This is a genomic window from Streptococcus pseudopneumoniae (assembly GCF_038148935.1).
Taxonomy (GTDB): Bacteria; Bacillota; Bacilli; order Lactobacillales; family Streptococcaceae; genus Streptococcus; species Streptococcus pseudopneumoniae_U.
Genome location: NZ_JBBJZX010000074.1, coordinates 1 through 9807, shown reverse-complemented (window position 1 = coordinate 9807; position 9807 = coordinate 1). Strand labels below are relative to the sequence as shown.

Annotated in this window: 13 protein-coding genes and 1 pseudogene; all 14 read left to right on the top strand. The window is 43.2% G+C overall.

Annotated elements, in window-relative coordinates; genetic code table 11:
* The first annotated feature begins 27 nt into the window (after nt 1-27).
* The 14 genes and pseudogenes from WKI42_RS08080 to yidD all read left to right on the top strand — a co-directional run bounded on the left by WKI42_RS08080 (nt 28) and on the right by yidD (nt 9688).
* Nucleotides 28-1005, top strand: a complete 978-nt coding sequence (locus tag WKI42_RS08080) for an ABC transporter substrate-binding protein (RefSeq protein WP_368081644.1) — start codon at nt 28-30, stop codon at nt 1003-1005.
* A gap of 11 nt (nt 1006-1016) precedes the next feature.
* Complete coding sequence (locus WKI42_RS08075) at nt 1017-1910, top strand: ABC transporter permease (RefSeq protein WP_368081643.1); 894 nt, start codon at nt 1017-1019, stop codon at nt 1908-1910.
* Between the two features lie 12 nt (nt 1911-1922).
* Complete coding sequence (locus tag WKI42_RS08070) at nt 1923-2726, top strand: ABC transporter ATP-binding protein (protein ID WP_000157661.1); 804 nt, start codon at nt 1923-1925, stop codon at nt 2724-2726.
* Nucleotides 2727-2795: 69 nt separating this feature from the next.
* Nucleotides 2796-3383: pseudogene (locus tag WKI42_RS08065) on the top strand (alpha-amylase family glycosyl hydrolase); the annotation flags it as partial.
* A gap of 140 nt (nt 3384-3523) precedes the next feature.
* Entirely contained in the window at nt 3524-3772 is a 249-nt protein-coding gene (locus WKI42_RS08060) for a YneF family protein (protein WP_000364990.1), read from the top strand.
* 200 nt (nt 3773-3972) lie between these two features.
* Nucleotides 3973-4767 carry a glutamate racemase gene (gene racE / locus WKI42_RS08055; protein WP_050972309.1) on the top strand — a complete coding sequence of 265 codons (795 nt, stop codon included), beginning with the start codon at nt 3973-3975 and terminating at the stop codon, nt 4765-4767.
* Nucleotides 4725-5735 (top strand): nucleoside-triphosphate diphosphatase, encoded by a 1011-nt coding sequence (locus tag WKI42_RS08050; protein ID WP_398576671.1) that lies wholly within the window; start codon nt 4725-4727, stop codon nt 5733-5735. The genes racE and WKI42_RS08050 overlap by 43 nt, the downstream gene beginning before the upstream one ends.
* On the top strand, nt 5711-6232 hold the full coding sequence (locus WKI42_RS08045; RefSeq protein ID WP_020903097.1) for a metallophosphoesterase: 522 nt from the start codon (nt 5711-5713) through the stop codon (nt 6230-6232). Before WKI42_RS08050 ends, WKI42_RS08045 begins: the two co-directional genes overlap by 25 nt.
* Complete coding sequence (cbpB, locus tag WKI42_RS08040; RefSeq protein WP_125451503.1) at nt 6229-6690, top strand: cyclic-di-AMP-binding protein CbpB; 462 nt, start codon at nt 6229-6231, stop codon at nt 6688-6690. The genes WKI42_RS08045 and cbpB overlap by 4 nt, the downstream gene beginning before the upstream one ends.
* Complete coding sequence (gene xerD / locus WKI42_RS08035) at nt 6687-7421, top strand: site-specific tyrosine recombinase XerD (protein WP_318968716.1); 735 nt, start codon at nt 6687-6689, stop codon at nt 7419-7421. The genes cbpB and xerD overlap by 4 nt, the downstream gene beginning before the upstream one ends.
* A complete protein-coding gene (locus WKI42_RS08030) occupies nt 7421-8149 on the top strand; it encodes a segregation/condensation protein A (RefSeq protein WP_164226035.1) in 729 nt (242 codons plus the stop codon). Before xerD ends, WKI42_RS08030 begins: the two co-directional genes overlap by 1 nt.
* An 18-nt stretch (nt 8150-8167) precedes the next feature.
* Nucleotides 8168-8737 (top strand): SMC-Scp complex subunit ScpB, encoded by a 570-nt coding sequence (scpB, locus tag WKI42_RS08025; RefSeq protein ID WP_164226036.1) that lies wholly within the window; start codon nt 8168-8170, stop codon nt 8735-8737.
* Nucleotides 8724-9446 carry a pseudouridine synthase gene (locus WKI42_RS08020; RefSeq protein ID WP_001222228.1) on the top strand — a complete coding sequence of 241 codons (723 nt, stop codon included), beginning with the start codon at nt 8724-8726 and terminating at the stop codon, nt 9444-9446. The genes scpB and WKI42_RS08020 overlap by 14 nt, the downstream gene beginning before the upstream one ends.
* Nucleotides 9446-9688, top strand: coding sequence for a membrane protein insertion efficiency factor YidD (gene yidD, locus WKI42_RS08015; protein WP_000821624.1), 243 nt, complete (start codon nt 9446-9448; stop codon nt 9686-9688). The genes WKI42_RS08020 and yidD overlap by 1 nt, the downstream gene beginning before the upstream one ends.
* The last annotated feature ends 119 nt before the right edge of the window (nt 9689-9807 follow it).

Below are 9807 nucleotides of genomic sequence, written 5' to 3'. Positions count from 1 at the left end.
TTATCTTTTCTGAGAAGGAGTTTCATTATGAAAGTTGTTCGAAAATTACTAGCACCCCTCTTGGTAGTGGGGATTCTCTTGATCTCTCTGATCAGTTTGCATCAGTTGAAGGCAGATAAGAAAAAAGATGTTTTTCGTATCGGTATTTCGCAGTTTATTACTCATCAATCTTTGGACGCTACCAGAGAAGGCTTTGTGGATGAGCTGGCCAAGCAAGGCTATGTTGAGGGGAAAAATATTGAGATTGATTTGCAAAATGCACAGGGAGAGCAACGAAATCTAAAAACCATTTCCCAGCAACTAGCAGAATCTAGTGATGTCGTTCTAGCCATCGCAACGCCTTCTGCTCAGAGCTTGGCCAATACAACACAAACGACACCTGTTATCTTTTCAGCGGTAACAGATCCTGTCAGTGCCAAGTTGGTTGAGTCAAGAGAGCATCCTGGGGGCAATGTAACTGGGACAAGTGACCAGTCATCAGATGCCATTTCAACCCAAATCAATTTGATAAAGAAAGTGTTGCCAAAAGCTAAAACGATTGGAATTCTCTATACTCAGAGCGAGCCAAACTCAGTTGTCCAAAAGGATGAAGCTAAGCGTCTTCTGGAAGAAAAAGGCTTTACTGTTGTTGAAAAAACAATCTTGGACAGTAACAACGTCAAGGCGGCTGCAGAAAGCTTGATGGCAGAGGTGGATATGGTTTTTGTACCAACGGATAATATCATTTCATCAACCATGGAAACAGTCAAGCAGGTTTCTATTAAACACAAGGTTCCAGTATTCGGTGGTTCAACAGAAATGATTGCTGTTGGTGGCTTGTATAACTACGGAACCAATTATGAAGAATTGGGAAGACAGACAGCACGTATGCTGATTCGTATTTTAAAAGGTGAAAAGCCAGAAAATATAGCAGTTGAGTTGCCTGAAAAACTGGAATTGCATACCAATCAAGAAATGGCAGATGCACTAGGAATTGATATCAGTAAGTTAGAAGGCAAGGAATAAGGAGGTTTAAGATGAATTTTGTGTTATCTAGTTTATCAGAAGGTTTGTTGTGGTCGATTATGGCGATTGGGGTCTACTTGACTTTCCGTATTTTGGATATTGCGGATATGACTGCTGAAGGAGCCTTTCCTCTGGGGGCAGCTGTCGTTGTATCACAGATACAGGCAGGGACAAATCCTTGGATTGCAACCTTACTTGCCTTGCTGGCAGGTATGGTAGCAGGCCTTGTATCAGGAATGCTCCACACCAAGATGAAAATCCCAGCTCTCTTGACAGGGATTGTGACCTTGACAGGGCTTTATTCAATCAATATTAAAATCATGGGAAGTGTGCCCAATCTTTCCTTGGGAGATTCTTCAACTGTCTTTAAACAGTTGGCTAGCTTGGGAATGACAAATGAAGAAGCTGTTTTCTCATTCAGTTTGGCCTGTCTCTTACTTGTTTGTTTGGTCTTGACCCTTTTGATGAAAACGGAGATTGGCCTTGTCTTGCGTTCGACTGGAGACAATATTCCGATGAGTGAGGCCAACGGGGTCAATGTAGACACCATGAAGATTGTTGGTTACATGATTTCAAACGGCTTGATTGCCTTATGTGGTTCCTTGTTTGCCCAAAATGATGGATTTTCAGATGTGACTTCTGGGACAGGAACCATCGTTGTTGGTTTGAGTGCAGTCATTATTGCAGAAGTCTTGATACACGACTTGACCATTGGAGGCCGCTTGTTATCCATCGGAATTGGTGCTATTGTTTACCGTTTGATTATTTTAAATATCTATGAAATTCCAAATCTAGATCAAAATCTGGTTCGTCTCTTTAATGCAATCTTGTTAGCCTTAGTTTTATTTGCACCAGAATTGCAAAAGAGATTAAAGATTCGTGGTCTGAAATTGAGAAATGAATAGGAGGAGAAAGTTATGGCAAGTTTGTTAACACTTGAAAATATTCACAAAACATTTGAAGCAGGGACGGTCAATGAGAACCATGTCCTCAAAGGATTAGATTTAGAGGTTGAAGAGGGAGATTTTATCTCTGTGATTGGTGGAAATGGAGCAGGGAAATCCACTTTGATGAATATCTTGGCTGGCAATCTATCGGTGGACGAGGGGGACCTTCTACTGGCAGGCAAATCCATTAAAAATCTGAGTGTAAGAAAGAGAGCCAAGGATATCGCCCGTGTTTTTCAAGATCCTAAGATGGGAACGGCTTCGCGTTTGACGATTGAGGAGAATATGGCTATTGCCTTGAGACGTGGGCAAAAGAGAGGGCTTGGTTGGGGCGTGAAGGAGAAGGATAGAATCCAGTTCCAAGAGGCTTTGAAGGAGTTGAATATTGGTCTTGAAAACCGCTTAAAAGTAGATACTCAATATCTCTCAGGAGGACAAAGACAGGCCTTGACCCTAGTCATGGCAGCTCTGGTGAAACCCAAACTTTTGCTTTTGGATGAACATACTGCGGCACTTGACCCGAAAACGAGTCAAATGGTGATGGATTTGACGCAAAAGATTGTGGAACACCATCAGTTGACGACTTTGATGATTACCCACGATATGAACCATGCGATTGAGTACGGAAATCGTCTCATTATGCTCTATCAAGGCAAGATAGTGGTGGATGTCAAGGGAGAGGAGAAAAAGCATCTGACAGTTGAAGATCTCATGCATCTCTTCCAGAAAAATAGTGGGCAAAGTCTAGTCAGTGATGAATTGGTTTTGGGATAAAGAAAAAGGCTGAGATCTAGTGTCTCAGTCTTTTATTTCTTACGCTTTGCAAAATCTACAAATCGAAATTCACGTGGGACACCTTATATCTACATGGGCGAGGGAATCGGGATGATTGACCCTGATTATGATTCCATGGATGATTATGTGTATGTTGAATCGCTCAATGCCTATCAGATGCTCTTAAAAGAAGGAAAAAGTCAGGAAGAAGCCTTCCAGATTATTCAGGCTAAGTAGCGTGATAATTCACGAATTTCCATGCAGTGGGATGCTTTGGAAAATGCAGGATTCACAGTAGACATTCTTTGTCTCAAGGCAGGAAAATCCTACCCTCACATCAATGTAGAAAATGAAATCCAAGGTCCGACTTTTACCTTCTACCAAGACTTGATTCGACTTCGCAAAGAAATGCCTATCATCTCAGAAGGAAGTTACAAACCAGCCTTTGAAGATAGCAAGCAAGTCTACGCTTTTGAACGTCAGTATGAGGATCAAAAGTTACTAGTGCTCAATAACTTTTATGCTACAGAAGTGGAAATTGACTTACCTCTAGCCTACCAAAATGGACAGATTTTACTTTCAAACTATAAAGATGCAGAAGTGTCTGAAAAAATTCTACTCAAACCTTATCAAACACTGGCTATCTATGTAAATTAAACTCAGTAAGGAGCCCTCTTTCGCAGAAAAGCAGGGTTTTTTTGCTGTCTATTCCATCTATGAAAGCGTAAAACAAACTAGTCAGGGTGGCTAGTTTGTGGTATAATGAAAGAGACTCAAGAAGAAACAGGAGAAATATGATGGATTTACTTTTAGCAATTGTATTGATTGTGCTAGCTTTTCTAGGAGGAGCTCTTGGAGGAATGTACTTGGTTCGTAAGCAAATCGAAAAAGAATTTGCTGACAACCCACGTTTGAATGCTGAAGCAGTTCGTACTCTTTTGAGTGCAAATGGTCAAAAACCAAGCGAAGCTAAGGTACAACAAGTTTACCACCAAATCATCCGCCAACAAAAGGCAGCCCTTGCTAACAATAAAAAGAAAAAATAAATAAGGAAAAGTCTGGGATGAAAGTTCCAGACTTCTCACTATGTTGGCTAAGGGTTTAGGGATGAGACTTTTTCCTTGCATTCTATTGATATTTGATTATGATTAAGAGAGATAGTTGTTGATTAGGCTGTCATTCAGTTCATAAGGATCAATAATCATAATGAACTATCAATCAGAAAAAAGACTAGAAAGAAGACTGTATGGATAATCGACCAATTGGTTTTTTGGATTCGGGTGTCGGGGGCTTGACTGTTGTGCGCGAGCTCATGCGCCAGCTTCCCCATGAAGAAATCGTCTATATTGGAGATTCGGCGCGGGCTCCCTATGGTCCCCGTCCTGCTGAGCAAATTCGTGAATATACTTGGCAGTTGGTCAACTTTCTCTTGACCAAGGATGTCAAAATGATTGTCATTGCTTGTAATACTGCAACTGCGGTCGTCTGGGAAGAAATTAAGGCTCAACTAGATATTCCCGTCCTGGGTGTGATTTTGCCAGGAGCTTCGGCAGCTATCAAGTCCAGTCAAGGTGGGAAAATCGGAGTGATTGGAACGCCCATGACGGTACAATCAGATATCTACCGTCAGAAAATCCATGATTTGGATCCGGACTTACAGGTGGAGAGTTTGGCCTGTCCCAAGTTTGCTCCCTTGGTGGAGTCTGGTGCTCTGTCAACCAGTGTCACCAAGAAAGTGGTCTATGAAACCCTGCGTCCCTTGGTTGGAAAGGTGGATAGCCTGATTTTGGGCTGTACCCATTATCCACTCCTCAGACCTATTATTCAAAATGTCATGGGGCCCAAGGTTCAGCTCATCGATAGTGGGGCAGAGTGCGTACGGGACATCTCAGTCTTACTTAATTATTTTGAAATCAATCGTGGTCGCGATTCTGGACCACTTCATCACCGTTTTTACACAACAGCCAGTAGCCAAAGTTTTGCACAAATTGGTGAAGAATGGCTGGAAAAAGAGATTCATGTGGAGCATGTAGAATTATGACAAATAAAATTTATGAATATAAGGATGAACAGGACTGGTATGTCGGGTCCTATGGTATTTTTGGTGGCGTCCGGACGTTGACGGATGATGATTTGGATTTTCCTCTATTGGAGTTTGCCCAAAGATTTCGAGATGAGGATCGAGGTTTTCCTGTTTCTGTTACTGTTTTACGCTATGGTTCTCTCTACCGTTTATTGTCTTTTGTGGTAGATATCCTCAACCAAGAAATGGGACGAAATGTGGAAGTCATCCAACGTCAGGGGGCTTTTCTCTTAGTTGAAAATGGGCAACTCCTGCATGTAGAATTGCCTAAAGAAGGTGTTGATGTAGAAGCTTTCTTTGAGACAAACAAGGTCAGAGAAACCTTATTGATTGCGACTCGAAACGAGGGCAAGACCAAGGAATTCCGAGCTATCTTTGACAAGCTAGGCTACGATGTGGAAAATCTTAATGACTATCCTGACTTACCTGAAGTAGCTGAAACAGGCATGACCTTTGAAGAAAATGCCCGTCTCAAGGCAGAAACTATTTCTCAATTAACGGGCAAGATGGTTTTGGCAGATGACTCAGGTCTCAAAGTCGATGTCCTTGGTGGCTTGCCAGGTGTCTGGTCAGCTCGTTTCGCAGGTGTGGGAGCTACTGACCGTGAAAACAATGCCAAGCTCTTGCACGAATTGGCCATGGTCTTTGAACTCAAGGACCGCTCGGCTCAATTCCATACAACCCTAGTCGTAGCCAGTCCAAACAAGGAAAGCTTGGTTGTTGAAGCAGACTGGCCTGGCTACATTAACTTTGAACCTAAGGGTGAAAATGGATTTGGCTATGATCCTCTCTTCCTTGTAGGAGAGACAGGTAAGTCATCAGCTGAATTAACCCTTGAAGAAAAAAATAGCCAATCTCACCGCGCCTTAGCCGTTAAGAAACTTTTGGAGGTATTTCCATCATGGCAAAGCAAACCATCATTGTAATGAGCGATTCCCATGGCGATAGCTTGATTGTGGAAGAAATCCGTGATCGCTATGTAGGCAAAGTTGATGCCGTTTTTCATAATGGCGATTCTGAACTGCGTCCTGATTCTCCCCTTTGGGAAGGCATCCGTGTTGTTAAAGGGAACATGGACTTTTACGCCGGCTACCCAGAACGTTTGGTGACTGAGCTTGGTTCGACCAAGATTATCCAAACCCATGGTCACTTGTTTGACATTAATTTCAATTTTCAAAAGTTGGACTACTGGGCTCAGGAAGAAGAGGCCGATATCTGCCTCTATGGTCACTTGCATGTGCCAAGCGCTTGGATGGAAGGTAAGACCCTCTTTCTAAATCCAGGTTCCATCAGTCAACCACGTGGGACCATCAGAGAATGTCTCTATGCTCGTGTGGAGATTGATGATAGTTATTTCAAAGTTGACTTTTTGACACGAGCCCATGAGGTGTATCCGGGCTTGTCTAAGGAGTTTAGCCGATGATTGCCAAGGAGTTTGAGACTTTCTTGTTGGGACAGGAGGAAACTTTTTTGACCCCTGCTGAAAATCTGGCCGTGTTGATTGATACCCACAATGCGGATCACGCGACCCTCTTGCTTAGTCAGATGACCTATACCCGTGTTCCTGTTGTGACAGATGAAAAACAGTTTGTTGGGACGATTGGGCTCAGAGATATTATGGCTTATCAGATGGAACATGACTTGAGTCAAGAAATCATGGCAGATACGGATATCGTTCATATGACCAAAACGGATGTAGCGGTTGTTTCGCCTGATTTTACCATTACGGAGGTCTTGCACAAGCTGGTAGATGAGTCCTTCTTGCCGGTTGTGGACGCAGAAGGTATTTTCCAAGGGATTATTACGCGCAAGTCTATCCTCAAGGCAGTCAATGCTCTCTTGCATGACTTTAGTAAGGAATACGAGATTCGATGCAAATGAGAGATAGGATTTCAGCCTTTTTAGAGGAAAAGCAGGGCTTGTCTGCCAATTCCAAGCAGTCCTATAAGTATGATTTGGAGCAATTTTTAGACATTGTGGGTGAGCGGATTTCGGAGACCAGTCTCAAGATTTACCAAGTCCAGCTAGCCAGTCTGAAAATCAGCGCCCAGAAGCGGAAAATTTCGGCTTGTAATCAATTTCTCTACTTTCTCTATCAAAAAGGAGAAGTGGATAGCTTTTACCGCTTAGAATTAGCTAAACAAGCTGAAAAGAAGACCGCAAAGCCAGAACTGTTAGACCTAGACTCTTTTTGGCAAGAAAGCGACTATCCAGAGGGTCGCTTGCTAGCACTCTTAATCCTAGAAATGGGACTCTTGCCGAGTGAGATTTTAGCTCTAAAGGTTGCGGATATCAATCTGGATTTTCAGGTGTTGCGAATCCAGAAGGCTTCCCAACAGAGGATTGTCACCATTCCCACGACCTTGCTTTCAGAGCTAGAACCCTTGATGGGCCAGACCTATCTGTTTGAAAGGGGAGGGAAAGCCTATTCTCGTCAGTGGGCCTTTCGTCAGTTAGAAGCTTTTGTCAAGGAGAGAGGTTTTCCAGCCTTATCAGCCCAAGCCTTGCGAGAACAGTTTATTCTAAGACAAATAGAAAACAAGGTCGATTTGTACGAAATTGCAAAAAAATTAGGATTAAAAACAGTCCTGACCTTAGAAAAATATAGATAATGGATATTAAATTAAAAGATTTTGAAGGGCCCCTGGACTTGCTTTTGCACCTGGTTTCTAAGTACCAGATGGATATCTACGATGTGCCCATCACGGAAGTCATCGAGCAGTATCTAGCCTATGTCTCAACCCTGCAGGCCATGCGTCTGGAAGTGACGGGCGAGTACATGGTCATGGCCAGTCAGCTCATGTTGATCAAGAGCCGCAAGCTTCTTCCAAAGGTAGCGGAAGTGACAGATTTGGAGGATGACCTGGAGCAGGATCTTCTCTCTCAAATCGAAGAATACCGTAAGTTTAAGCTCTTGGGTGAGCACTTGGAAGCCAAGCACCAAGAACGGGCCCAGTACTATTCCAAAGCGCCGACAGAGTTGATTTACGAAGATGCGGAGCTTGTGCATGACAAGACGACCATTGACCTCTTTTTGGCTTTTTCAAATATCCTAGCCAAGAAAAAAGAGGAGTTTGCACAGAATCACACGACTATCTTGCGGGATGAGTATAAGATTGAGGACATGATGGTTATCGTGAAAGAGTCCTTGACTGGACGAGATCAATTGCGCTTGCAGGATTTGTTTAAGGAAGCCCAGAATGTCCAAGAGGTTATTACCCTCTTTTTGGCAACCCTAGAGTTAATCAAAACCCAGGAGCTGATCCTTGTGCAAGAGGAAAGTTTTGGAGATATTTATCTCATGGAAAAGAAGGAAGAAAGTCAAGTGGTCCAAAACTAGACTTGATAGAGAGGAAAGATGAGTACTTTAGCAAAAATAGAAGCGCTCTTGTTTGTAGCGGGTGAAGATGGGATTAGAGTCCGCCAGTTAGCTGAACTCCTCTCTCTGCCACCGACAGGCATCCAACAGAGTTTAGAAAAATTAGTCCAGAAGTATGAAAAGGACCCAGATTCCAGTTTGGCTCTGATTGAGACAGGGGGCGCTTATAGATTGGTGACCAAGCCTCAATTTGCAGCGGTTTTGAAGGAATACTCTAAGGCACCTATCAACCAGAGTTTATCTCGAGCTGCCCTTGAGACCTTGTCCATCATTGCCTACAAGCAACCCATCACACGGATAGAGATTGATGCCATCCGTGGGGTCAACTCGAGTGGGGCCTTGGCAAAGTTGCAGGCCTTTGACTTGATACGAGAAGACGGGAAAAAAGAAGTGTTGGGTCGCCCCAACCTCTATGTGACTACAGATTATTTCCTAGATTACATGGGGATAAATCATTTAGAAGAATTACCAGTGATTGATGAGCTTGAGATTCAAGCCCAAGAAAGCCAATTATTTGGTGAAAGGATAGAAGAAGATGAGAATCAATAAGTATATTGCCCACGCAGGTGTGGCCAGTAGGAGAAAAGCAGAAGAGCTGATCAAGCAAGGCTTGGTGACGGTTAACGGCCAGGTGGTACGTGAACTAGCAACGACCATCAAGTCAGGCGACAAGGTCGAAGTTGAAGGCCAGCCTATCTACAACGAAGAAAAGGTCTATTATCTGCTTAACAAACCACGCGGTGTCATTTCCAGTGTGACAGATGACAAGGGTCGCAAGACGGTTGTCGACCTCTTGCCCAACGTGAAAGAGCGCATCTATCCTGTAGGTCGTTTGGACTGGGATACATCAGGTGTCTTGATTTTGACCAATGATGGGGATTTTACGGATGAGATGATTCACCCTCGTAATGAGATTGACAAGGTTTATGTCGCGCGTGTTAAAGGTGTGGCCAATAAGGATAATCTCCGCCCCTTGACCCGTGGACTGGAGATTGATGGCAAGAAAACCAAGCCAGCTGTTTATGAAATTCTCAAAGTGGACCCAGTTAAAAATCGCTCTGTGGTACAGTTGACCATTCATGAAGGACGTAACCATCAGGTTAAAAAGATGTTTGAAGCTGTTGGTCTTCAAGTGGACAAGTTGTCACGGACTCGTTTTGGACACCTAGACTTGACAGGACTCCGTCCAGGAGAATCTCGTCGTCTTAATAAAAAAGAAATCAGCCAACTACACACCATGGCTGTAACCAAGAAATAATGAAACGAATCTTAATAGCGCCTGTGCGCTTTTACCAACGGTTTATCTCACCAGCCTTTCCACCCTCTTGTCGCTTTGAGCCGACTTGTTCCAACTACATGATTCAGGCTATTGAAAAACATGGCTTCAAGGGTGTTTTGATGGGTTTGGCTCGAATTTTACGTTGCCATCCATGGTCGAAAACAGGTAAGGACCCCGTCCCAGACCATTTTTCCCTTAAACGGAATCAAGAAGAAAAATGAGGCGGGGTAAAAATATTTTAGTAAAATGATAAAAACGCATCCAATCAGGTTTGAGTGAGCTTGATTGGATGCGTTTTATCATGTAAAGATGTTAGTTGATACTCAATGAAAATCAAAGA

Bases quoted from the DNA above. Each gene is read 5' to 3' on its own strand.
- WKI42_RS08045 (WP_020903097.1), top strand. From the start codon at position 5,711: ATGGCAAAGCAAACCATCATTGTAATGAGCGATTCCCATGGCGATAGC.
- xerD (WP_318968716.1), top strand. From the start codon at position 6,687: ATGAGAGATAGGATTTCAGCCTTTTTAGAGGAAAAGCAGGGCTTGTCT.
- yidD (WP_000821624.1), top strand. From the start codon at position 9,446: ATGAAACGAATCTTAATAGCGCCTGTGCGCTTTTACCAACGGTTTATC.
- WKI42_RS08075 (WP_368081643.1), top strand. From the start codon at position 1,017: ATGAATTTTGTGTTATCTAGTTTATCAGAAGGTTTGTTGTGGTCGATT.
- WKI42_RS08080 (WP_368081644.1), top strand. From the start codon at position 28: ATGAAAGTTGTTCGAAAATTACTAGCACCCCTCTTGGTAGTGGGGATT.
- WKI42_RS08060 (WP_000364990.1), top strand. From the start codon at position 3,524: ATGGATTTACTTTTAGCAATTGTATTGATTGTGCTAGCTTTTCTAGGA.
- scpB (WP_164226036.1), top strand. From the start codon at position 8,168: ATGAGTACTTTAGCAAAAATAGAAGCGCTCTTGTTTGTAGCGGGTGAA.
- cbpB (WP_125451503.1), top strand. From the start codon at position 6,229: ATGATTGCCAAGGAGTTTGAGACTTTCTTGTTGGGACAGGAGGAAACT.
- racE (WP_050972309.1), top strand. From the start codon at position 3,973: ATGGATAATCGACCAATTGGTTTTTTGGATTCGGGTGTCGGGGGCTTG.
- WKI42_RS08050 (WP_398576671.1), top strand. From the start codon at position 4,725: ATGGCTGGAAAAAGAGATTCATGTGGAGCATGTAGAATTATGACAAAT.
- WKI42_RS08030 (WP_164226035.1), top strand. From the start codon at position 7,421: ATGGATATTAAATTAAAAGATTTTGAAGGGCCCCTGGACTTGCTTTTG.
- WKI42_RS08070 (WP_000157661.1), top strand. From the start codon at position 1,923: ATGGCAAGTTTGTTAACACTTGAAAATATTCACAAAACATTTGAAGCA.
- WKI42_RS08020 (WP_001222228.1), top strand. From the start codon at position 8,724: ATGAGAATCAATAAGTATATTGCCCACGCAGGTGTGGCCAGTAGGAGA.